This is a genomic window from Microcystis sp. LE19-8.1F, assembly GCF_027531715.1.
GTDB lineage: Bacteria > Cyanobacteriota > Cyanobacteriia > Cyanobacteriales > Microcystaceae > Microcystis > Microcystis wesenbergii_A.
The window spans coordinates 19740-41541 of sequence record NZ_JAPZSO010000067.1; the positions used below are offsets into that span (position 1 = coordinate 19740).

Here is a 21802-nt window from a genome sequence, read left to right on the forward strand (position 1 = left end):
CTTAATAAGCTGTTCGTAATTTAAATTGCTTGTTGAGACGAGGCAAGGGGCAACCCCCCCGACGTCGGGGGGGCAAGGGGGGGCGGCTAATCTAAGAATAAGCGGTTTAAATGCGTCTTAGCTTACCGCTTACCGATCACCGATAACTTAATTATTGGCCATCACCCAATTAACTAGAGTGCGGACGGGAAAACCGGTGGCCCCGGCATTATTAACGCCATTTTCCTTGTCGGACCAGACGGGACCCGCGATATCTAGGTGCAGCCAGGGAGTGTTATTAATGAATTGCTTCAAAAATAAAGCGGCTGTAATGGAACCGCCGGGGCGCGGGCCGGTGTTTTTCATATCGGCAATTTGAGACTTCAGCCCCTCGAAATATTTTTCTTCTAGGGGCATCGGCCAGAATTTTTCGCCGGCTAATTTAGCGGCCTCTTGGAGTTGATCAGCGAGACTCTCATCGCTACTCCATAAACCGGCGATATCGTCTCCCAAAGCAACGACACAGGCCCCGGTTAAAGTGGCTAGATCCACGATCGCATCCACCTCTAATTTTTCCGCAAAAACCAAGCCATCGGCCAGGGTTAATCGTCCCTCGGCATCGGTGTTATTGACTTCAATAGTTTTGCCATTAGAAGCGGTTAAAATGTCCCCGGGGTGCATAGCGCGACCACTAATCATATTTTCCGTAGCCGGACAGATAAAGTGTACTTCCACTTCTGGCCGTAATTGGGCGATCGCCTTGGCTGCCCCTAGGGTGGCGGCACCACCTCCCATATCCATTTTCATGGTTTCGATGCCACTGCCGGCCCCTTTAATATTCAAACCGCCGGAATCAAAGGTTAAACTTTTGCCAACGATTGCTAGTTTACGTTTCGGGGTCCCTTGGGGTTTATAGATTAAATGAAGGAATTTCGGGGGAATATCCGAGGCTTTGGCTACTCCTAAGAAGGCTCCCATACCCAAGCTTTCGCATTCTTCCTGTTCCAGAATTTTCAGACTTAATCCGTATTCGCTGGCAATTTGCTCGGCGGTTTCTGCCATGGTCAGGGGGGTGACGGTGTTAGCGGGAGCATTGACTAATTCTCTGGCCAGAATCACCCCGGAACAGATTTGCTCGGCGTTAGCGATCGCCGATGATTGTTCTCCTAAACCCAATAACTCGACGGTTTCTAATTTGGCTCCTTTTTCCTCCTTAGTGGACTTGAAGCGGGTATCCTGATGAGTAGCCAGCAGCAGCCCTTCCGTGATTGCTCCGGCGGTGGCGGACTGATCACCAACTACCGGTAAACTGATGGCCAGAGCTTGGCTTTTTTGTTGTTTGGCCAGACGAGCGATGGCGGCGGCCGCTAGACGCAGGGTTTGCAGGCCGAAATCGGCAGTTTTTCCCAATCCCACCAGGATTAATTTGCGAATCGGACCACCACCACCTAGACGAGTCGCCGCACTGCTGCCTAATTTTCCCTCGAATTCCGTCTCGGAGATGAGATCCCCTAGGTTTCCCCCTAGTTTATCGTTTAATTCTGCCAATTCTCCTGCAATCTCGATGGCTCCTTCTGGTAAACCTAGGGCTAAAGTATCTCCTGTCCAAGTAAGGAGCGAGGTGTCAGTCGATCGAATATCCATTCTTTATCTCGATAATTCTTTGCAAATTGCTTCTATTAATCACTATACTGTAAGCTCTATCAGTTATCATCGATCATCTGTTGAGGTTTAGTGGCTCCCTGTCAAGAATCAAGGTCTAGCTCTTGCTAAAATCATTGTCCCTGATTGCTGATGCTGACTGGGGATAACTGCCAGGGGTTCTACTACTTAGAAAAAATTACCAAGTTTGTGTTGATCACTCAAGGAGAAATTTTTATGGAAATATCTCGTCCTAATCAAGTAGAATTAAGCGCAGAAGAACAACAGGAACTAGAAAAGTTGCGAGCTATTATCGAACAGGCTAGTGTTGATGGCGTGATCACTCAAGGGGAAAGGGAAAGAATCGCCCTAGCTATGAGGTCTGATGGTAAAGTGACCCTAGAAGAATTAGAGTTAGTCAGAACTTTAATTACCGAAAAAGTGAGCAAAGGGGAATTAGTTCTGGATTATCTTTAAACTCTGGAAAATCAGATAAAAAAAAGACGGGGTTTTCACCCCGTCCTATTTGTCAATAATTATGACAAATCCTTGACTTGTGATACTAATTGTGCTACCACATCTTGAGCGCTACCAAAGAGCATAAAGGTTTTGGGATTGTAGAATAATTCGTTTTCTACCCCGGCAAAACCCGATCGCATACTGCGCTTAATCACGATCGTGTGCTGTGCCTTATCCACGTCCAGAATCGGCATTCCATAAATGGGACTAGCTTTATCGTGACGGGCAGCGGGATTAACCACATCATTCGCCCCAATAATTAACGCCACATCGACGCGCTCAAACTCAGGATTAATATCATCCATATCGTAGAGTTGCGGATAGGGAACATTAGCTTCGGCCAATAATACATTCATGTGGCCGGGCATTCTTCCCGCCACGGGGTGAATAGCATATTTAACCTCAACGCCATTTTTTTCCAACTGTTCGGCTAATTCTCGCACCGCGTGTTGTGCTTGGGCCACCGCCATGCCGTAACCGGGTACAATCACCACAGAACGCGCATAACCGAGCATCATTGCCCCTTCTTCTGAATCAATAGCATGAACCGATTTATCAAGGCTAGAAGTGGCGCTGGCTTCGCCTCCGGCACTAGCACCTGTACCGAATGCCCCAAATAGTACACTAGCCAGCGATCGATTCATGGCTTTACACATGATCTGAGTCAGGATAATCCCCGACGCACCCACCAAAGCACCGGCGATGATCAACATACTATTCATCAGGATAAAACCGACTACGCTGGCGGCAAGTCCCGAAAAAGAGTTTAAGAGGGAGATAACCACGGGCATATCGCCGCCGCCGATGGGAAGCACGAATAAAGCCCCGAAAATTAAGGAAAGTGCCACCAAGGTCAGGAAAACATCGATCGAGGTGGGATCAAAAAAGAGATAGACACTACCCCCTAAAAAGGTGAGTAGCAAGAGAATGTTAAAGGGTTGTTGGAAAGGAAAAGTTACGGGCGCGCCACTGATTAATTCCTGTAATTTGGCAAAAGCGAGGACACTACCGGTAAAAGTGACACCGCCGATCAATATACCCAAAATAGCGATCAGTATCGAGTCAAAGGCAATATTTTCACCACTTTGCAGTAAACGCCAGTATTCGCCAATGGCAATTAAAGCACTGGCAGCACCGCCTAAACCGTTAAAAATCGCCACCATTTGGGGCATAGCCGTCATCGGGACTTTTTGCGCCGAAACTAAGCCGATAATTGAGCCAATCACCAACGCTACGGCGATTAAACCATAGCTGAGGATTTCTTGATTGATTAAGGTGGCAATAACGGCGATTAGCATCCCGATGGCAGCCAGAAAATTGCCTTGACGGGCGGTAGCGGGGGAAGATAATTGTTTAAGACCGATGATAAATAAAATGGCGGCCAGTAGATAGGATAACTCGATCCCTGTGGTAAGGGCATTATTCATGATTTAGCCTCTTTTTTCTTGAACATTTGCAGCATTCGATCGGTAACGACAAAACCACCGACCACGTTAACCATCGCCAAAATAACGGCAATTAACCCTAAAATTACGGTTAATTCGTGCCAATCCGTGCCTCCGGCGATGAGGAGCGCACCAACAACGGCGATACCTGAAATTGCATTCGCTCCCGACATCAGGGGTGTATGGAGAGTGGGAGGGACTTTATTGATTACCTCGAAACCGACAAAGGAAGCGAGGACAAATACCACTAAAGCGGTTAAAAGTTGGGCAGTCATTGGTTAAAGAAATAGGGGATAGGGTGTGGGGTGTGGGGTGTGGGGTGTGGGGTGTGGGGTGTGGGGTGTGGGGAGAATAAAGCTGCCTTCTGCCTTCTGCCTTCTGCCTTTTGCCTTTTGCCTCCTGAATACTGACTCCTGAATCCTGATGGCTAAAAAGCGGATAACTGTTCACTGAGGGCGGATTTAATGCGTTGGTTGCGGATTTCGCCGGCGTGGGTGACACAGGCACTATTAATGATGTCATCGGCAAAATCGAGGTTTAAACTGCCCTCTTTGCTGACTAGAAGCTGTAGCAGCATTTGCAGGTTTTTGGCGTACATCTGGCTGGCATTGGTGGCCACTGTGGCAGGAAGATTAACGGCTCCGACGATTTTTACACCATTTTCGATGATTTCTCGTCCCGGTTGGGTGTAAGCGCAATTTCCGCCCTGTTCCGCCGCTAAATCAACGATTACCGACCCCGCTTTCATGGTGGCGATCATTTCTTTGGTGACTAGCAGGGGGGCCTGTTTCCCCGGTACTTGGGCGGTGGTGATCACCACATCAGCCCGCTTAATTGGTTCAGTTAGGGCTTGACAAATGCGCTCCTGTGTGCTAAGAGAAACCTCTTTGGCATAACCGTTATCGGCGACGGTATCTTCTTCTAGGGGCATTTCAATAAATTTCGCCCCGACACTCTGCACTTCTTCTTTGACTTGGGGACGAATATCAAAAGCCTCCACCACTGCCCCCAAACGGCGGGCGGTAGCGCAAGCTTGCAATCCGGCAACTCCTGCCCCCAATACCAGCACTTTGGCAGGGGCGATCGTCCCGGCGGCGGTAGTCATCATCGGGAACATTTTCGGCAGCTCAACGGCGGCGAGGAGTACCGCTTTGTAACCGGCGAGGTTAGCCTGAGAGGAGAGGGCATCCATACTCTGGGCGCGACTACTGCGGGGAATTAATTCCATGCTCAAAGCTGTAATCCCGCGCTCGGCTAATTTGGCAATGCGCCGGGGTTGCCGCAGGGGATCGAGAAAGCCGATGAGGATACCACCATTTTTCAGGCGATCGATCTCGCTATCGCTAGGAGGGACGACTTTGAGAATAATATCGGCAGTTTCATAGATATATTCGCTGTTTTCGCTCAGGGCGGCTCCCACGGCACTATAGGCACTATCGGCAAAGTTAGCGCTAATTCCCGCCCCATTTTGGACCATTACCTCAAATCCCGCCTTGACTAAACGGGCGACGGTATCCGGCACTAGCGCCACCCGCGCCTCGCCTTGGTCACTTTCTTTGATTACGCCGATTTTCATGGCTGGGTTTCTCCTTAATAAGTCCTTCTCTTGTCTTATGCTGTTGGGGTAAGGGTTTCGTTAAATGCGATCGATCCCTTGGGATAATTTCGAGTCAAAATTGCTTTTCACTTCCATCCTAGCTATCCTCACCTTTCTGGCTCTTTTTCGGGCTGAATCTTAGGATTATCTTCAGGATTAAAGGGTTTTGAGCGGCATTGCTTGGGAATTTTTACCTAGTGATGAGGTACACTTTTTTTTCTGGGAACCGCCGAAACGGTTAACATTAGCTGGTCTTCGGTCGTAGATACCAGATTAAATTATACTTCATCTTTATGAGAAAGGCTGTAATAGGTCTCGACAATCTCAAAGTTTTACAGTTCTTTTAACTTCGATCGCAATTCCTCTAATTCTGCATCTACTGCTGAATCGCTGACGGTAGTTGCTGGGGGTAAATTGCTTTGATTAGAAGTTGTACTGGGTAATACTCCCCCAGACATTTGTGCTTTTAGCAGTGCTAATTCATCATCCACATCGCTACCCGCTTCTAGTGGATCGATGTCAACCAATTCACCGTCAGCTTGACTACTGGCTTCTGACTGCATAAATTTTGCTTCCATGCGCTCAAAAGCTGAAGGGTAAATAGTATCTATACTGCCGATACTTTTTTCGTTAATCTTTCTTTCTAAAATTGGCAATTTTTCTTTCAGTTTATCAACTTGGATATTCAGTTTTTCCAGTTGATTTTTAATAATATTTGCGGTATTAATGTGATGTTTTTTCTTTATATTAGCTTCTTGTGCCAGAGACTCATCACCTTTATCTAGAGCGACTTTAGCTATTTCTTGCCATTTTAAAACTTCAGCTTGTGCTTGGTTGTAATGTTGTTCGGCTCTTTTTTGTAAGGCAATTACTTCGATAATTGAGGAACGTAAATTAGATAAATCATACCGCATAATAGTGATGGTTAATTATGACTAGCAATTAAGAAGATGTTAAGTATTTAAATTGCTTGTTGAGATGAGCCAAGAGGCAACACCCCCCCTTGCCCTAGGGTTAATTCATAGTAGGGTTGATTCATAGTAGGGTTAATTCATAGTAGGGTTGATTCATAGTAGGGTTAATTCATGTTAGGGTTAATTCATGTTAGGGTTAATTCATAGTAGGGTTGATTCATGAATCAACCCTACCCCGACGTCGGGGGGGAGAGCGAATCTAAGCATAGGCGGTTAAAATTCCTCTTAGCTTATTCCCTATCTGAACAACAAAATTAATAAATAGAGACGTACCATAGATAATACGTCTCGACGCTCTCAAAGTTTTACAGTTCTTTTAACTTCGATCGCAATTCCTCTAATTCCGCATCCACTGCCGAATCCCTGACGGTGGTTGCTTGGGGTAAAGTGGGTTGACTAGAAGTTGTGCTGGGGGGTAATGCTCCGCCAGACATTTGTGCTTTCAGCATTGCTAATTCATCATCCACATCGCTACCCGCTTCTAGTCTAGCGAATTCCTGTTCGATGCCGACACCAGCGATTTCAGCGTAAGCTTGACTACTGGCTTCTGACTCGATAACTTTTGCTTCCATGCGCTCAAAAGCAGCCATGGAACTACTGGTATTGATACTGCCGAGGGTTTTTTGGATTTCTTCGTTAGCTTTTGCGGCTCTGGAGCGAGCTACTAACATATTTTTCTTGGTTTTTGCCTCAGAAATCTTACTTTCGAGCGCAATCAAGTTTTTTCTCAGACTATCCACCTGTACCGTTTGCTGATCCAGTTGATTTTTGAGAATGGCGGCGGTTTCCGTGCAATCTTTCTTGCGTTTAAGAGCTTCCCTGGCGAGATTTTCATCCCCTTTAGCAAGGGCTAATTTCGCCCTTTGTTCCCATTTATTGGCTTCTGACTGGTCTTTGCTGTATTTTTGTTCCGTTTGTCGTTGTTCGGCGATCGCTCTAGCAACCGCTTGACGTACCTGTACTAGATCCTCTTGCATCTCACTGACAGCTTGCTCCAGCATTTTTTCTGGATCTTCAGCCTTGCTCACCATATCATTGAGGTTAGCTCGGACAACTCGGCTAAGGCGATCGAATAAACCCATGACGCTCTTGTTCCTCTCGGTGTGTACTAAATCAGTTAACTGTTCTTAAAATTTCCTATCTTGCCTAACGGCTCATTCTCTAATTTGACACTCTCCGCCCTAAAAGTGCGGAGATTCTTGGGCTGAATCCGGCCTCTACTAACTAAGTTAGCTTTGGACTTACAGTTTCATATCTAGTCCGACTACACCTATAAGGCAAGCACTCTTAAAGACTACTCCCCAAGCGTAAATTTCTGTGTGTCCCACAGTATTTAATTGTTTGGCGTTCTGACAGTTTGGACTTAATTAAACACCATTGACTGTTAGAAATTTTCAGATCACGGAGTAGGACGTTTAACCTGTTTGCTCACGTTCTCACGGTCGGAACCACCTGTGGGTATTTTAGCACAAGGCCATCCTAAAAGGACGGGGTTTTCAACCCAAATTTCTGATCAACCACAGAAGCAATCAGCAGTCAGTATTCATGAGTCAGATGTGAGTTTTCAGTTCACTGATTACTGTTTACTGTTCACTGTTCACTGAAAATACACCCCACACCCCACATCACCCATCCAAGTTTTCTTGTTTTAACTTGAGTAATTCCGCTTCAATTTGTTTTTGTCCCTCTAAATCTTGGAATTGTCGCTCTAAGGGGTCTTTATGCTGGATTAAATCGGCTTGGGATTCGGCTTCTAGGACTTTTGCTTCTAATTTCTCGAAAATAGTTCCCATCTGACTGCTGTTCAAACTGCCCATGATTTCTTGGGCTTTTTGACTGGCGCTCGCTGATCGCAATCTGGCCACATAAAGGCTTTTTTGTGCTTTCATCTCAGCATATTTGCCTTCAATTGTCAAGAGTTCTTTCTTTAATTTTTGTATAATAGCCGTTTGTTGTTGCAGGGAGGTTTCTAGGGGGGCGATCTGACTTTGATAGGTTTGCCATTGGCTGAGAGCTTGGCGGGCGAGTTCCTCGTTACCGTGATTTAGGGCTAATTGGGCGCGTTCGTGCCAAGTTTGGGCTGCTTTTTCCTGTTGTTGTCGTTGGCGCTCGGTACGTTTCTGGGTAGCGACGGCTGCCGCCAGGGCTTGTCGCATTTGTATCAATTCCCCTTCCATCTCCAAGATCGCCTTTTCCAGCAGTTTTTCTGGATCTTGATTTTCCTGAATCAGACTATTGACTTGGGCGCGAATTGCTTGGCCCATGCGATCAAACAAACCCATTGCCGTCCTCCCGATACCAACCCTAATAGTTTACCGAAGTGCCGCTCCTATCAATAATGATAGAACTAGGGACGGGGGACTGGGAGGGATTGGCTGTTTCTGAAGGTGGCGGACTACTGGGAGAAGGGGCTACTTGTAATTCTGGCGGTAACTGTTTCATTAACTCCGTGGCATCCTGTCGGTTTTGATTAGCCAGACGACGGGCTTTTTCCCGTTGAAAAAAGGGTAAATTAGCGGGTGATTCTTCTCTTTGGCGCAATTCCTCTAACATTCGTTCGTTAATGATCGCGGTCGAGGGGGCAGGGGTGACTTGGGGCGGTGGTGGCGGTGGTGCAGAAACTAGGGAAGATACGGGCGGGGTGCTGGGGTCCGGGGGGGCGACGGGTAAAGATTGCTTGAGCTTACTGACGGGTAATTGATGGGCCGGCATTGGGGACGGTGGCGGATTCGGGGGTAAGAGGGCATTAGTCAGATTTCTAGCGGTGGGGGGACTCTGAACCACTGGTGGGGCGGTAATATTAGTTATCGGGCTAGTTTTAACGGGAGGAGCGGGAATATTAGCGATCGGACTGGTTTGAGGAGTTTTCTGCACTGGACGAGCGATCGCTATCAATCGATCGAGGTGGCGGGAGTTATTTTTGCGCTGCCCCAGCAGGGAATTCTCAGCTTTCCTCGGGGTGGGGGGGGTGGTGGTTAACCATTGATTGAGACTGAGGAGAATATTAGCAATTAAAAAGATCGCCATTGCCCCGATACCCCAAGGGGTAAAAAAGACATCTTTAGCTGGGGGATAGACGTTAATAATAGCGGCTTCCAGGTGTTCTGGTTCCTGAGCGGGATCAATGGCTGAACTGGGTTGATGGACGATCGAGAGAGGGGAATCTTGGGGGGATGGGGATTGATCGGATTTCATGGCGGATATCTAGGGCAAGGATATTAAAGGTTATGCTGAAAAGTTAGCAGGTTTTTTCGTCCCAGTGTAGCGTGGTATCCCCTAGATTTTCCAGATGTCTTTACATTCTCTTGCCAAAATTTTGGCGACTATTACTCAACAGGCGGGTTGGGAAGAATATCGCCACTATGATCAAGTGCTGCAATTATGGCCAAAAATTATTAATCCCCGTCTGCTCGAGCAAACCCGGCCTTTTTCCCTCAATCGCGGGGTTTTATCGGTGGCTACCAGTAGCGCTGCTTTAGCACAGGAATTGTCTTTACAACGCTATAGCTTATTAAAACGGCTTAATAGTCAGTTAGAGACTCCCTTGAGCGATATCCGCTTTTCTGCTGCCCGTTGGCAGCAAGATAGTCAGTTAATTCCGCTAGAAGCGATCGCACCTAATTCCCTCAGAGATCATCCTAGTTATGTTGTCCCAGAAAAACCGCCAGAAAATCCCCAGCAACCGGACGGTTTAGAGAGTTGGAGCCAGAAAATAGTTCATAGAACCCGATCTTGGCCGATTTGTCCTCGTTGTCAGTCTCCCAGTCCCTCCGGAGAGCTTGAGCGTTGGCAATGTTGTGCTTTTTGTTTTGCCCAGTCGGGCGGAGTAAAAGATTAAATTTTTTTATAGTCTTGTGGAAAGAGTGGTTTTGAGTCAGGAATCGATTTGCCGATCTTTTCTGTCTTAATTGAACCTGTATTTATCAATTCTGTCTAGTTAAGGCTTGATCCCCGTTCTGTTATTGCTGATACTAGACCCAATAACATCGGACACAACTGAGTTAAACTCTTCAGTTTTGAGACAGTGCTGCTTTTTGCAAAGTAACTATTAAAAGATTCTAAAAATAAAATTTTTTTTGGGGATCACTAGAAACTATATGGCATATCAGTTCTAGCTATGCTAGTCAGGAAAATACCCTTGGCACAGGGTAGGACAATATTACACAGAGCAAAAAGAGAGTCATCCCTTGAGTTCCTTATAATCATCTTCCTTTTAAAGCCAACCCATGCAAGCCGCAAACTTTCTTACTTCTTCCTGTCGATACTGCCGATACTATCAAACCCAAGGTCGGCGCGGTGGCACTTGTCAACAACTAGATGTTCCCGTCGAAGCTCATTGGAAAGCCTGCGCTCTAGCGATGCCTCCTTTTAGTACTGAATGGCAACAACTCAATCGGGTGGTTAGTTTAGAACAGTCTCTAGAATTAACCTGTACAGTGTCGCCAACTCCCGTGGTGGTTTCCCCTAGTCGTCATGCTCCCCGACAACCGATCGCGGTTTAGAAGATCTGGGGCCTAAACAGGAGCAAAAAATTGGCGTTGCCCATTTAAAATATGAATTCACCCTCCCACATCTTTTAGGGCGCTATTTTTGAGATAATAGATGAGTTAATTGCCAAGATAAAGCTGGGAAAAGCAGAATTGCTGTAGAAAGTATTCAGGAGACGGTATTCAGGAGTTGAGAGTTGGGGTTTTAGGGTTTTGGGGTATTAGTTGAAATTCCCCTATCTCCCCACTCCCCTATCTCCCCACTCCCCTATCTCCCCACGCCCCGCACCCCGTACCCCGTACCCCGTACCCCACACCCCACACCCCACTTCCCGATAATTAATGTCGCCAGAATGCCCCCGATGACTTCTAATCATCCCCTGAAAATTGGTATAGTTGGGACAGGGTTCGCCGCTCAACGTCGCGCTGAAAGCTGGCAAGCGGATGATCGCGCCAGGCTTCTGTATGTTAGCGGTAATAGTGCCGAATCGATCGCTAATTTCTCGCAAAAATACCAAATTTCTGCCCTAGATTCGGCACTAAGCCTTGCCAGCCATCCCGATCTCGATCTGATTGTCATTGCCAACGTTAATCAGGCCCATGCCTCGATCGCCCGTACGGCCTTAAAATCAGGTAAGCACGTTATCGTCGAGTATCCCCTGGCTTTCCACCCAGCGGCGGCAGCAGAATTAATCACCCTAGCCGAAACCGAGAAGAAATTACTGCACGTCGAACATATTGAACTTTTGGGGGGACTGCATCAAACCCAACAGCAGTATTTAGCCACCCTCGGCAATATCCATCTAGCCCGTTATACCACGATCGTCCCAGGCAGACCGGCACCCCGGCGCTGGACATTTCATCGGGATTTATTCGGGTTTCCTTTGATTGCGGCCCTTTCTCGTATCCATCGCTTTACTAATTTATTTGGGGAAGTGGAGTCCGTATCCTGTCATTGTCGTTATTGGAATGCCCCAGAATCCGATTATTTTCTGGCCTGTTTGTGTGAGGCGCAGTTATTATTTAAAAATGGCCTAATTGCCGAAGTTACCTACGGCAAAGGCGAAGTTTTTTGGCAAAGTGAGCGAACTTTCACTATTCATGGTGAGGGGGGCAGCTTAATTTTTGAAGGGGAAACAGGGCAGTTAATTAATAGTGAAGGTAGCCAAGCTTTAGAAGTGGAAACCCGTCGCGGTCTTTTTGCCAAAGATACCGCCATGGTGCTAGATTATCTGTTCGATCGGGTTCCTCTCTATGTTACTCCCCAAGCCAGTCTTTATGCCCTAGAAGTGGCTTATGCTGCCTATCAATCTTCTTTGTCGGGAAAAACAGTTTTTCTCGGGGCCAATTAAACCGACTTAGACTTTTTGAATTAACTTTCTGCCTAGTAAACCCTGGGGACGAACTAACAACATAATAAAGAGAATAGCAAAAGCTATCGCCTCTCGATAACCAGAATATTCTGCGGGAACAAAAGCTTCGGCAATACCCAATAATAAACCACCGATGACCGCTCCGGGGATACTTCCCAATCCCCCTAAAACGATCACTCCTAAACCTTTTAATCCGAAAGCAATACCGAAATAGGGACCGGCGATACTAACACTAGAACCGACTAAAGTTCCTGCTAAACCTGCCAAGGCACCACTAATAAAAAAGGTAATCACGATAAATTTTTCGGGATTGATCCCCAACAAACTGGCAGTGGTGACATCTTCAGCTACCGCTTGTAAAGCTTTGCCCATTTTGGTAAAATTAACCCAATAAGTCAGTAAAGCTACCATCACTGCTGAAACCAGAAAAATAATAATCTGAATTGTGCGAATTGCCACGGGGCGATCGGCTGTACCAAAATTAATTGCGGGGGGAAGATTGCCATAAATCCCATCGGGAAAAGTATAAATTTCTGCCCCGACTAAGTATTGAATAACATTGACAATCACCACGGCTGCCCCTAGGCTAGAAACCAAAGTTAAGAGAGAATCGGAACCCCGTACCCGGAGGGGTTTGAAGGCTAATCTTTCCAGAAGAACCGAGGTGAAACCTGAAAGGATACAGCCTAGCAAGAGTGCTAAAAAAAAGGGTAAAGAAAAGGGTAATTTGGCATTAGCTAATAAACCATTAAACCCGAAAACTCCCCCCGCTAGAGCGTAGGTAAAATAGGCACCGAGGGTAAAAATTGCGCCATGGGCAAAATTGATAATTCCTAGAATGGAAAAAATCAAAGTGTAACCGAGGGCAAAAATAGCATAGACACTACCGATCGATAAACCGTTTAAAACCTGTTGAAAAATCGTTACTAGATCCATTGTCAGGGTTGGCTAGGGTAACTTTTGATTATAACCGACAGTCGCCACCACATCCGGTAAAGGACGCTGCAGTTTATATAACCAGAATAAACCGAAAAGACCGACAGCGATCGCTACTAAACTAATTATTTGCGCCATTTTCAAAGGACCAAACATTAAACTATCGGTGCGTAGTCCCTCGATCCAGAATCTACCTAGACTGTAGGCGATAAAATAGACTAGGGTAAGGGTGCCAATTTTTAATTTACTAGGGTGTTTTAAACCCCAGAAAAATAGATAGATGAGTAGGGCAAAAACTGCCAGATTCCAGAGAGATTCGTAGAGAAAGGTGGGGTGAAAATAATCGACGGTGATATATTCTAAAGGACGACTAGCCGGAGGAATAAACAACCGCCAAGGTAAATTAGTCGGACGGCCAAAAGCTTCCGAATTAAAAAAGTTACCCCAACGTCCGATCGCTTGACCGAGAATGACGGAAGGGGCTACCAGATCGAGTAATTGCCAAAGAGAAACCCGATTAATGCGAGCAAAGATTAGGGCTGCCAGCAAACCCCCGATAATTGCCCCGTGAATAGCGATACCTCCCTTCCAAATGGCGATAATATCGGCAGGATTTTGCGCGTATTCTTGCCACTGAAAGAGAACATAGTACAGACGGGCTGCAGGTATAGCCCCCACTACTAACCAAATGGCCAAATCAGCGATTAAATCGGGATTGATCGCTCTTTTTTGGGCTAGGTACTGGGAGAGGGTGACACCCAATAATACCGCCATAGCAATCAGAAATCCATACCAGCGCACCGAAATCGGTCCGATCTCCCAGAGGACGGGGCCGGGAGACTGAAAGACAAAACCTAAGAGCATAAAATTATTAAGAATAAAAAATTTTATCTTTCCTATAGTATCTTATGCTATGATGGAATACGGTGACATATTTGCGGATGTGGCGGAATTGGTAGACGCGCTAGATTTAGGTTCTAGTGTCTTTGATGTGTGGGTTCGAGTCCCTCCATCCGCATTAACCCTGGGGTCGATGAAGTGTAACCTAATTTGGTATTGACGACCGACGACCCAAAAGGAAAACTTGTTAATTTCCATTTTTGAGACTCCGGTTCAGATTTATTTTTTCAACTGACTTCTTACCCAATTCCGAAATGCTTTGACTAACTCTAGGTAATCCAATGTTTCAGCTTGTTGTAAAAATATAGCAATTTCTAAGATGGGTAAATTAGGAAAAAATCGACTGGTTGGGGAAGTTATATAAGTGCCATTTTGTAATTGTTGGATGACCAGAGATTCCCCATTATAAACCCAAACCTCTGCCACGCCTAGATCTGCATAAACCTGAAGGCGATTTTGAGAACTGCTGGTGACATCAATTTCTATGACTAAATCCGGTGCTGGGTCTTCATTTAAGTCCAGTCGCTTTTTCCCCCGAACCGCCTCAATATTATCAATGTAAAAACATTCATCTGGTTCTGCACCACTTAATTGAGGGCGTTTAAAGGTGGTAGAACCGAGGGGATAAATCGGGACTGTTGATTCTTCCGCTAGGGTTTCGACAAAGCGACCGATGAGTGTTTTACTAAATTCGTGTCCGGTCGAAGGAGCCATGATTTCTAAATTGCCACGATTGTAGGTCAGCCGGAGACGGCGATCGCTCATTTCTTCCAGCAGCGTTTCGTAGGTTTTCCAGCTAATCCCGGACAGGTGAATTATTTCAGCCGGTGGTGCGAACAGTGTTAAAGTCATAGATTCAAGCAAAAATCCCCTGCTTCCATAATAATCAAAGGGTGAGCATTGCCCACCCTTGCTAATTAAGCGGTTACTACCTGGGAAGCTAACCGTTTAAAGGTCAATCTTTCATCGGCCACATCGACAAAAATCGTGTCTCCCCCTTTGAATTCGCCGCGCAGAATTGCCTTAGCGATCGGAGTTTCCACATATCTCTGTACTGCCCGTTTTAAGGGTCGCGCACCGTACACTGGATCGTAACCAATTTCTGCTAGATAATCGAGGGCAATATCGGCAAATTTCAGGGCTAATTTTTGTTCCATCAAGCGGTCGCTGAGATTGGCTACCTGTAGTTTGACAATCGATCGCAGTTGCGCTTTTTGTAAACTATGGAAAATGATCGTTTCATCGATACGATTGAGGAATTCGGGACGGAAACTATTCCGCATTGCTTCCATCACCCGCGCCTGCATTTCCTCGTAACGAGACTCATCACCAGCCACGTCTAAAATGTATTGAGAACCGATATTACTGGTCATAATAATGATGGTATTTTTGAAATCAACCAGATGACCTTGAGAGTCGGTTAAGCGCCCATCGTCAAGGATTTGTAACATAACGTTAAAAACGTCGGGATGGGCTTTTTCAATCTCATCAAAGAGGATGACAGAGTAGGGACGACGCCGGATTGCCTCGGTTAATTGTCCCCCTTCATCGTAGCCGACGTATCCCGGAGGCGCGCCCATGAGACGGGAAACGCTGTGTTTTTCCATGTATTCCGACATATCGATGCGAACTAGGGACTCTTCCGTGTCAAAGAGATTGCGCGCTAAAGCTTTCGCCAATTCTGTCTTACCAACACCCGTCGGACCGAGGAAAATAAAGCTGGCCGTGGGACGGTTGGGATCCGATAAACCGGCGCGGGAACGTTGAATCGCTTCGGACACGGCTGTGACCGCTTCTTCTTGACCGATGACACTTTCGTGTAATTCCTCTTCGAGATTGAGGAGTTTTTCTTTTTCCGATTCGATTAATTTATTGAGAGGAATTCCCGTCCATTTCGAGATAATTTCGGCGATATCCGATTCGAGAACTTCTTCCCTTAATAAACTTTTACCGGTGGTTTGTTTGTCGGCCAATTGAGTTTCTAGGGCGGAAATTTGCCGCTGCAGATCGGTTAATTTTCCGAACTTTAATTCTGCGGCGCGATTATAATCATAATCTCGTTCGGCCTGTTGAATTTCCAGATTAACTTGTTCGATCGCTTCTTTAACCCCACGAACTTTATCGATAATCTCTTTTTCCCCTTGCCATTGGGCATTTAATCCCGATTGTTCTTCCTTGAGGTTAGCCAGTTCTTTTTCTAACTTTTCTAACCGTTCCCGCGAAGCTGGATCGTATTCCCGTTGTAGGGAAAGTTTTTCCATTTCTAATTGGAGAATTTTGCGATCAATTTCATCGAGTTCTTCCGGTTTAGAGGTGATTTCCATCTTCAATTTGGCCGCCGCTTCATCAACTAAATCAATGGCCTTATCGGGCAAAAAGCGATCGCTAATATAACGATTAGAAAGCAGTGCCGCCGCTACTAAAGCATTATCGGCAATTTTTACCCCATGATGCACCTCATAACGTTCTTTAAGACCGCGAAGAATCGAAATAGTATCGACCACATTTGGTTCATCTACTAAAACCTCTTGAAAACGTCTTTCTAACGCCGCATCTTTTTCGATATATTTGCGGTATTCATCGAGGGTAGTGGCCCCAATACAACGCAATTCACCCCGGGCTAACATTGGTTTTAATAAATTGCCCGCATCCATTGCCCCTTGAGTGGCTCCCGCACCGACAACGGTATGAATTTCGTCAATAAACATGATGATATTGCCTTGGGAATCGGTGACTTCTTTGAGGACAGCTTTTAATCTTTCCTCAAATTCCCCGCGATATTTTGCTCCCGCAATTAAGCCCCCTAAATCGAGAGAAATGAGAGTCCGGTCTAACAGAGATTCTGGCACATCTCGGTTAATAATCCGCTGGGCTAATCCTTCGACAATGGCCGTTTTTCCTACTCCCGGTTCCCCGATTAAAACTGGGTTATTTTTAGTCCGACGCGAGAGGATCTGAATCGTGCGACGGATTTCGTCATCCCGTCCAATTACGGGGTCTAATTTACCTTCCCGGGCCAATTGGGTCAGATCCCGTCCGTATTTTTCTAGGGCCTCGTATTTGCCTTCTGGATTCTGATCGGTCACTTTTTGACTACCTCTAACTTGTTGAATAATTTCCTTGAGTTTGCTTTCGGTAAGTCCGAATTCTTGAAAAATATTTTTACCGAAGCGATCATCTTTAGCATAACCTAAAATCAAATGCTCGATCGAGATAAAGTCATCTCCAAATTCTCGGCGATAATTTTCCGCTCGATCGAGTAAACTATCTAAACTACGACCTAAATAAATCGAGTCGCCGGGGTTAGAGATTTTTGGTTGACGACGGATAAAGTCATCGGTTCGATCCCGCAAACGGGCTAGACTAATATTAGCTTTACTAAAGACACTGCCCGCTAATCCCTCCTGTTCGAGAAGGGCTTTCATTAGATGTTCGCTTTCGATTTGTTGCTGGCTGTTCTGTTTGGCAATGTCCGGCGTTTTGACAATTGCCTCCCAAGCTTTTTCTGTAAATTGTTGTGGATTGGTTGGCTGCATTTTCTATAAGAGATTACTTTTATACCCTAGAGATTATTCTAGATTGACCGGTTTGTCGGCTCCTAGGGGCTTACCGTACCTAGTTCAGGGGGATTTCCCCTTAATGTGCGATTTAAGCGGCTAAAGTTTCAAGTTTATAAGCTGTCAGGGATTTAAACTGCGTCTTGGAAATTTTAGTACAAATGCTCGGATTCTCAACCAAGCTAAAATCTTAATTATTAAAGATGTCCAGTGATTACTGATTACTGATGACTGTTTACTGATGACTGATTACTGATTACTGTTCGGGTGCATCCCACATTTGCAGAAATACCGACAATCAGCAATTATCAGTGACTCTTAAATTAGTACAAAAATATGAACAATTGCGTGTAAGCATCTCACAGTTAAGCTAATGCGCTCCGGGGTTTGGGGGCGGCACTTCGACAAGGCTCAGTGGCCCCGCCACGCCTCCAACGGGGGGTTTGGGTAGGGTTGATTCATGAATCAACCCTACCATGAATTAACCCTACCATGAATTAACCCTACTATGAATCAACCTACTATGAATCAACCTACTATGAATCAACCCTAGGGGTTTGGGGGGTTCTACCCCCCAAAGGCTTGGATTGAGTGATAAAACCGAAAGTAACGCCCAATTTTAGGAGAAAGTTTCCCCTGAAAAATCCCAAATTAGTAGATTTACAAAAATGAGATGCACCCCTACTGTTCACTGATTAAAGCCCACCCGAAAATACTATCTAAGCGATTAAAGATTTAACTTTACTAATGATACCAACTGGGTCAATACCTTGGTGGGGAAATTGTTCCCATAAACCGCCACAACCTTCATGGTGAGTACCGATATAGGCGTATTTAGGAGTTAAACCGCGTTCGAGTAACCAAGAACCATAACGGCTACCTAAACCCGTGCGACGGTTAAATGCTTCTACCACTAAAACAAAGGGAGAATTACCAACTTTAGCGATAATTTCTTCATCCACTACATTGAGAGTCGGTTTATTAATTAAACCCACGTCAATACCTTCTTGTTTTAGACGTTCCACTGCATCTAAAGCGCGGTATAAACCATCGCCAAAGCTGATGATATAACCGGCAGTCCCTTCTCGAATTACTTCATCTTTTCCGGGGACAAAGGTGTAACCATCGCCAAAGAAATTATTACCGTTAGTATCAAGAATATTGGGAGTTTTAGAACGAGTCGAGAAGATAAAACGTAAACCGGGTTGATGGAAAGTTGCCTCGACACAAGCGGTCATTTGTGCCGCATCGGCTGGGAAATAAAGACGGGTTTCGTAACCGTCATCGAGTCCATTATCGGCAAAGAAATTATTCAAACCAAAGTGACAGGTATTATCCGCCATGTCATCGATACCGGAATGGGAAAAATGACATAAAAGATTAGAATAATTCAAGCGGGCCATGGTGATTTCAGAAATACACATTTCTAGAAAAGCGGCAAAGGTGGCGAAAATTCCCTGTTTACCTTTTTCCATACCAAAACCAGCGGCTGCCGAAAGATTGCCCCGTTCCATAATACCGGAAGGAATAAACACTTCGGGATGTTTATCGTGGATAATTTTCAGACCGCAGGAACCCTCTAAATCGCTATCTACTACTAATACCTTAGCCTTGCGTTCTTCTTCGCTCATTTTGCCTAAAAGACTGACTACCGCTTCGCCGAAAACGTTGCGGTTAGAACCCCATTTATCCCCAGAACCGAGGAATTTATAGTCATTAGAAGGCTTCTTAATACTGTTGAGATATTCCACGGCGGCACTGTGTCCTTTTGCCTCTAAATATTTCAAAGCCAAGGGAACAGAAATCACATCATGGCCGTGGTTAGAACCTTCTAAACCTTCAATTCCAGGACACATGGGACGTTTATTAATAATTGCAATCGGGCCAGGAGTATTAATTGCTTCACAGATATTGCGATACAAACTATCGATATCTTCCCCATCTCCCACTAACACTTTTACGCCATGGCCAGTGAGAGTTTTAGCCACATCATAACCGGGTAAATATTTGGAAGGATTACCTGCAATCGTCACATCATTATCATCAATAATCAGCTTAACATTGATGTGTTGAGCCACGGCTAAACGGGCAGCTTCCGCGTCATTGCCTTCCTGTTGAGAACCATCGGAACCTAAACAAAAAACGGTTTTTCCGGGGTTAGCTAAAGCGACACCGTTAACGTAGGGCCACATATGTCCTAAACGGCCAGAACTAAATTTTACGCCGGGGGTTAATCCTAATTCCGGGTGTCCGGGGAGTTTAGAATTGGCCTCGCGGTAGTGCATTAATTGTTCTGGGGGTAAAGAACCTTCTAACGCAGACATGAGATATTGAGTACCGACGCGGTGTCCCGCTTCATCGAAGAAAATTGGTACAAATTGACTAGGTTGACTGCGGAAAAGAGCATCGAGAATCACCACTTCCGGGACGGTATCGTAGGGGCCGCCGGTGTGACCACCCACACCCCGGGCCGCACCCGTGGCAGTAAAAAAGATGATAGCATCGCGACACAGTTGGATATTGGCTTTTAGGGCGCTTCTTTGGTCGTCGGTGAGGGTGGGGTTACTGGGGTCGAGACTGATGGGTTTATAGGCACTCAAATCGATGGGAAAGGCTGTCATCGTAGATTTTCCTTACTGTAGAGAAATAACTATAGTCAGGGAAATCATAGCCTAGAATGTCACCCGATCGATTGATTGAATAATTTCTTATCATAGATGCCCCAAACAAAAAACGAGTGCCTAAACCCTAATAACCCACATTCCGCACCCTCAACTGTCACATAAGCTGTCCCGCTCCAGAGGCTTGAGTAAAAATACTTAGAGAGTGAGGCTTTTTTGGGTACCCGCAAGGGGGTATTGAGAGCCCTAATTAGGAGAAAATAGGAATTGTTTGACCCCTCTCGCGGCGGGCGTTGTTGTGCCATGACTCAATCAACAGAAATTGAAGTTCAGAATCTAGACCATCTAGGATTGGTAGCCGGAATTATAGATGAAATAGGAGGAGACAGGGGGGAAATCTTTACCTAATCAGATTTTCACCTGGCGGCATATAATTGATTGTCATAAAAGATGATAAAATCCTCAAAAGTAGTAACTTTTTCTGGCAATTTGCCCTGTAATCAAAACGAACAAAAGAGAGAATTTACTTCTCTCTTCTGCTCATGAAAATTATGCCAATTTTTAGATAACCGAGGGGAAGTTATTCTATTTGTAATTGGCTCTCGTGTCTTTAACCGCCGCCCAAAAAAATAGGGCTGTTAGTGGCACACTTGCCGCTAGAATTAAGCCAGTGGTGGTATTGCCTAAATCTGGTTCTCCTGAACTAATTTCAAAGACACAACCCACACCAGCGATCGCTGCAATACAGGATAATAACAATAAAACGCCGCTTTTTGGGGTCATCTTCACTCCTCGCCTCAATTAACTAATGCCTTTATTTTGACACTTTCTCGACGGGTTTCACCGCTTGCACGGAAAAACCGTGTTTTTTTAATTCTTCATTGAGTGCCAAATCGTTATCTACTCTATCCACGAACATGACACCATTAAGATGATCCATTTCGTGTTGAATTACCCGCGCTAGTAAACCGTTAGCTTGCAGTTTTCGCGGTTTGCCCTGTTCATCTTTATAACTCACTTCGATCGATTGGGGACGGATGACATCTAAAAACACATCGGGAATACTCAAACAACCCTCCTCCGCTTTGCACAATTCCCGACTATAACCGATAATTTGGGGATTAATCAGAATTAGTGGCGTATTTTCGGGTTTATCAGGTTCACAATCGATGACAATCAATTGTTTATTGACTGCCACTTGCGGGGCTGCTAACCCGATACCATTGGAACTATACATAGTTTGCAGCATTTCTCTGGCTAATTGGCGGATGCTGTCATCGACTTTAGCAATCCGCTTGGCCGGTTGACGCAGGACTCGATCGCCGAGATAATGCAGTTCTAAAGGGGGTTTTTCTAATTTGCGTTTTTCTACGGTAATAGTGGCGCTCATAAACTTAATTATCGATGGGATGCACAATTTTGATCTTAGTCACTGGCTCTGGGGCATTTCTCAGGAAAAGGGAGAAAAAAGCCGAGACTCTTCATAAAATTTTACACCGATCACAGACAGTTCGTCCATATCAGGGGGAGGGAAGTGGGAAGTGGGAAGCTTTTTCAGTTATCAGTAAGCAGTAATCAGTAATCAGTGGGGGAGTGGGGAGATTTTTCAGTTATCAGTAAGCAGTAAACAGTAATCAATGAACTAAAAACTCAAATCTGAGCACTGGTAACTGATAACTGATAACTGATTCAAGGCTGATGGCTGTAAGATTACTTATTAAGTACCTAAGCAAAATTAATTACACATATCTAACTACCTCTTGCCTTGTGCCT

The 21802-nt window shown here is 45.5% G+C and carries 20 protein-coding genes and 1 tRNA gene; 5 read left to right on the top strand and 16 right to left on the bottom strand.

What is annotated here, in order from left to right; genetic code table 11:
- Positions 1–147: 147 nt before the first annotated feature.
- A complete protein-coding gene (locus O9334_RS07140; RefSeq protein ID WP_287999738.1) occupies positions 148–1623 on the bottom strand; it encodes a leucyl aminopeptidase in 1476 nt (491 codons plus the stop codon).
- Positions 1624–1857: 234 nt separating this feature from the next.
- On the opposite strand from O9334_RS07140, the gene O9334_RS07145 reads away from it, so the two are divergent.
- The gene (locus tag O9334_RS07145) at positions 1858–2097 is read left to right on the top strand and encodes a hypothetical protein (protein ID WP_287999739.1); all 240 of its coding nucleotides are present in this window, start codon (positions 1858–1860) and stop codon (positions 2095–2097) included.
- A 59-nt stretch (positions 2098–2156) separates the two neighbouring features.
- On the opposite strand, the gene O9334_RS07150 is transcribed toward O9334_RS07145, so the two are convergent.
- From O9334_RS07150 to O9334_RS07180, 7 genes are all read right to left on the bottom strand, one after another.
- Positions 2157–3566, bottom strand: a complete 1410-nt coding sequence (locus O9334_RS07150) for an NAD(P)(+) transhydrogenase (Re/Si-specific) subunit beta (protein ID WP_045356525.1) — start codon at positions 3564–3566, stop codon at positions 2157–2159.
- A complete protein-coding gene (locus O9334_RS07155) occupies positions 3563–3859 on the bottom strand; it encodes an NAD(P) transhydrogenase subunit alpha part 2 (RefSeq protein ID WP_002733247.1) in 297 nt (98 codons plus the stop codon). Before O9334_RS07155 ends, O9334_RS07150 begins: the two co-directional genes overlap by 4 nt.
- 152 nt (positions 3860–4011) lie before the next feature.
- Positions 4012–5160, bottom strand: coding sequence for a Re/Si-specific NAD(P)(+) transhydrogenase subunit alpha (locus O9334_RS07160; protein ID WP_287999740.1), 1149 nt, complete (start codon positions 5158–5160; stop codon positions 4012–4014).
- A gap of 353 nt (positions 5161–5513) precedes the next feature.
- Positions 5514–6095 (bottom strand): PspA/IM30 family protein, encoded by a 582-nt coding sequence (locus tag O9334_RS07165; RefSeq protein WP_287999741.1) that lies wholly within the window; start codon positions 6093–6095, stop codon positions 5514–5516.
- Between the two features lie 365 nt (positions 6096–6460).
- Positions 6461–7237 (bottom strand): PspA/IM30 family protein, encoded by a 777-nt coding sequence (locus O9334_RS07170; protein WP_287999742.1) that lies wholly within the window; start codon positions 7235–7237, stop codon positions 6461–6463.
- A gap of 543 nt (positions 7238–7780) precedes the next feature.
- Positions 7781–8437, bottom strand: a complete 657-nt coding sequence (locus O9334_RS07175) for a PspA/IM30 family protein (RefSeq protein WP_287999743.1) — start codon at positions 8435–8437, stop codon at positions 7781–7783.
- A gap of 22 nt (positions 8438–8459) precedes the next feature.
- On the bottom strand, positions 8460–9350 hold the full coding sequence (locus O9334_RS07180) for a hypothetical protein (RefSeq protein WP_287999744.1): 891 nt from the start codon (positions 9348–9350) through the stop codon (positions 8460–8462).
- A 94-nt stretch (positions 9351–9444) separates the two neighbouring features.
- Between O9334_RS07180 and O9334_RS07185 the strand changes: the two genes are divergently transcribed.
- Together O9334_RS07185 and O9334_RS07190 are read left to right on the top strand one after the other, a co-directional pair.
- The gene (locus O9334_RS07185) at positions 9445–9993 is read left to right on the top strand and encodes a DciA family protein (RefSeq protein ID WP_045356514.1); all 549 of its coding nucleotides are present in this window, start codon (positions 9445–9447) and stop codon (positions 9991–9993) included.
- 388 nt (positions 9994–10381) lie between these two features.
- On the top strand, positions 10382–10657 hold the full coding sequence (locus O9334_RS07190; RefSeq protein ID WP_045356513.1) for a hypothetical protein: 276 nt from the start codon (positions 10382–10384) through the stop codon (positions 10655–10657).
- A gap of 221 nt (positions 10658–10878) precedes the next feature.
- Here O9334_RS07190 and O9334_RS07195 read toward each other — a convergent pair whose 3' ends face one another.
- A complete protein-coding gene (locus tag O9334_RS07195; RefSeq protein ID WP_287999764.1) occupies positions 10879–11019 on the bottom strand; it encodes a hypothetical protein in 141 nt (46 codons plus the stop codon).
- Between O9334_RS07195 and O9334_RS07200 the strand changes: the two genes are divergently transcribed.
- A complete protein-coding gene (locus O9334_RS07200; protein WP_287999745.1) occupies positions 10996–11994 on the top strand; it encodes a Gfo/Idh/MocA family protein in 999 nt (332 codons plus the stop codon). The genes O9334_RS07195 and O9334_RS07200 overlap by 24 nt on opposite strands.
- Positions 11995–12000: 6 nt before the next feature.
- On the opposite strand, the gene O9334_RS07205 is transcribed toward O9334_RS07200, so the two are convergent.
- Together O9334_RS07205 and lgt are read right to left on the bottom strand one after the other, a co-directional pair.
- A complete protein-coding gene (locus tag O9334_RS07205) occupies positions 12001–12951 on the bottom strand; it encodes a branched-chain amino acid ABC transporter permease (protein WP_002801282.1) in 951 nt (316 codons plus the stop codon).
- A 12-nt stretch (positions 12952–12963) separates the two neighbouring features.
- Positions 12964–13815 (bottom strand): prolipoprotein diacylglyceryl transferase, encoded by an 852-nt coding sequence (gene lgt / locus O9334_RS07210; RefSeq protein WP_287999746.1) that lies wholly within the window; start codon positions 13813–13815, stop codon positions 12964–12966.
- Between the two features lie 73 nt (positions 13816–13888).
- Between lgt and O9334_RS07215 the strand changes: the two genes are divergently transcribed.
- Positions 13889–13969, top strand: a tRNA-Leu gene (locus O9334_RS07215).
- A 101-nt stretch (positions 13970–14070) separates the two neighbouring features.
- Here the strand turns inward: O9334_RS07215 and O9334_RS07220 are convergent.
- The 5 genes from O9334_RS07220 to def all read right to left on the bottom strand — a co-directional run bounded on the left by O9334_RS07220 (position 14071) and on the right by def (position 21419).
- Entirely contained in the window at positions 14071–14703 is a 633-nt protein-coding gene (locus O9334_RS07220) for a Uma2 family endonuclease (RefSeq protein WP_045356506.1), read from the bottom strand.
- Positions 14704–14768: 65 nt separating this feature from the next.
- Entirely contained in the window at positions 14769–17387 is a 2619-nt protein-coding gene (clpB, locus tag O9334_RS07225) for an ATP-dependent chaperone ClpB (RefSeq protein ID WP_045356502.1), read from the bottom strand.
- 740 nt (positions 17388–18127) lie between these two features.
- Positions 18128–20029 (bottom strand): thiamine pyrophosphate-binding protein, encoded by a 1902-nt coding sequence (locus O9334_RS07230; RefSeq protein WP_190380212.1) that lies wholly within the window; start codon positions 20027–20029, stop codon positions 18128–18130.
- Between the two features lie 585 nt (positions 20030–20614).
- The gene (locus O9334_RS07235; protein WP_002731987.1) at positions 20615–20812 is read right to left on the bottom strand and encodes a hypothetical protein; all 198 of its coding nucleotides are present in this window, start codon (positions 20810–20812) and stop codon (positions 20615–20617) included.
- Between the two features lie 31 nt (positions 20813–20843).
- Complete coding sequence (def, locus tag O9334_RS07240; protein ID WP_287999747.1) at positions 20844–21419, bottom strand: peptide deformylase; 576 nt, start codon at positions 21417–21419, stop codon at positions 20844–20846.
- Positions 21420–21802: the final 383 nt, after the last annotated feature.

Coding starts and splice junctions, on each gene's coding strand:
- O9334_RS07140 (WP_287999738.1), bottom strand. CDS start 1,623: ATGGATATTCGATCGACTGACACCTCGCTCCTTACTTGGACAGGAGAT.
- O9334_RS07145 (WP_287999739.1), top strand. CDS start 1,858: ATGGAAATATCTCGTCCTAATCAAGTAGAATTAAGCGCAGAAGAACAA.
- O9334_RS07150 (WP_045356525.1), bottom strand. CDS start 3,566: ATGAATAATGCCCTTACCACAGGGATCGAGTTATCCTATCTACTGGCC.
- O9334_RS07155 (WP_002733247.1), bottom strand. CDS start 3,859: ATGACTGCCCAACTTTTAACCGCTTTAGTGGTATTTGTCCTCGCTTCC.
- O9334_RS07160 (WP_287999740.1), bottom strand. CDS start 5,160: ATGAAAATCGGCGTAATCAAAGAAAGTGACCAAGGCGAGGCGCGGGTG.
- O9334_RS07165 (WP_287999741.1), bottom strand. CDS start 6,095: ATGCGGTATGATTTATCTAATTTACGTTCCTCAATTATCGAAGTAATT.
- O9334_RS07170 (WP_287999742.1), bottom strand. CDS start 7,237: ATGGGTTTATTCGATCGCCTTAGCCGAGTTGTCCGAGCTAACCTCAAT.
- O9334_RS07175 (WP_287999743.1), bottom strand. CDS start 8,437: ATGGGTTTGTTTGATCGCATGGGCCAAGCAATTCGCGCCCAAGTCAAT.
- O9334_RS07180 (WP_287999744.1), bottom strand. CDS start 9,350: ATGAAATCCGATCAATCCCCATCCCCCCAAGATTCCCCTCTCTCGATC.
- O9334_RS07185 (WP_045356514.1), top strand. CDS start 9,445: ATGTCTTTACATTCTCTTGCCAAAATTTTGGCGACTATTACTCAACAG.
- O9334_RS07190 (WP_045356513.1), top strand. CDS start 10,382: ATGCAAGCCGCAAACTTTCTTACTTCTTCCTGTCGATACTGCCGATAC.
- O9334_RS07200 (WP_287999745.1), top strand. CDS start 10,996: ATGCCCCCGATGACTTCTAATCATCCCCTGAAAATTGGTATAGTTGGG.
- O9334_RS07195 (WP_287999764.1), bottom strand. CDS start 11,019: ATGATTAGAAGTCATCGGGGGCATTCTGGCGACATTAATTATCGGGAA.
- O9334_RS07205 (WP_002801282.1), bottom strand. CDS start 12,951: ATGGATCTAGTAACGATTTTTCAACAGGTTTTAAACGGTTTATCGATC.
- lgt (WP_287999746.1), bottom strand. CDS start 13,815: ATGCTCTTAGGTTTTGTCTTTCAGTCTCCCGGCCCCGTCCTCTGGGAG.
- O9334_RS07220 (WP_045356506.1), bottom strand. CDS start 14,703: ATGACTTTAACACTGTTCGCACCACCGGCTGAAATAATTCACCTGTCC.
- clpB (WP_045356502.1), bottom strand. CDS start 17,387: ATGCAGCCAACCAATCCACAACAATTTACAGAAAAAGCTTGGGAGGCA.
- O9334_RS07230 (WP_190380212.1), bottom strand. CDS start 20,029: ATGACAGCCTTTCCCATCGATTTGAGTGCCTATAAACCCATCAGTCTC.
- O9334_RS07235 (WP_002731987.1), bottom strand. CDS start 20,812: ATGACCCCAAAAAGCGGCGTTTTATTGTTATTATCCTGTATTGCAGCG.
- def (WP_287999747.1), bottom strand. CDS start 21,419: ATGAGCGCCACTATTACCGTAGAAAAACGCAAATTAGAAAAACCCCCT.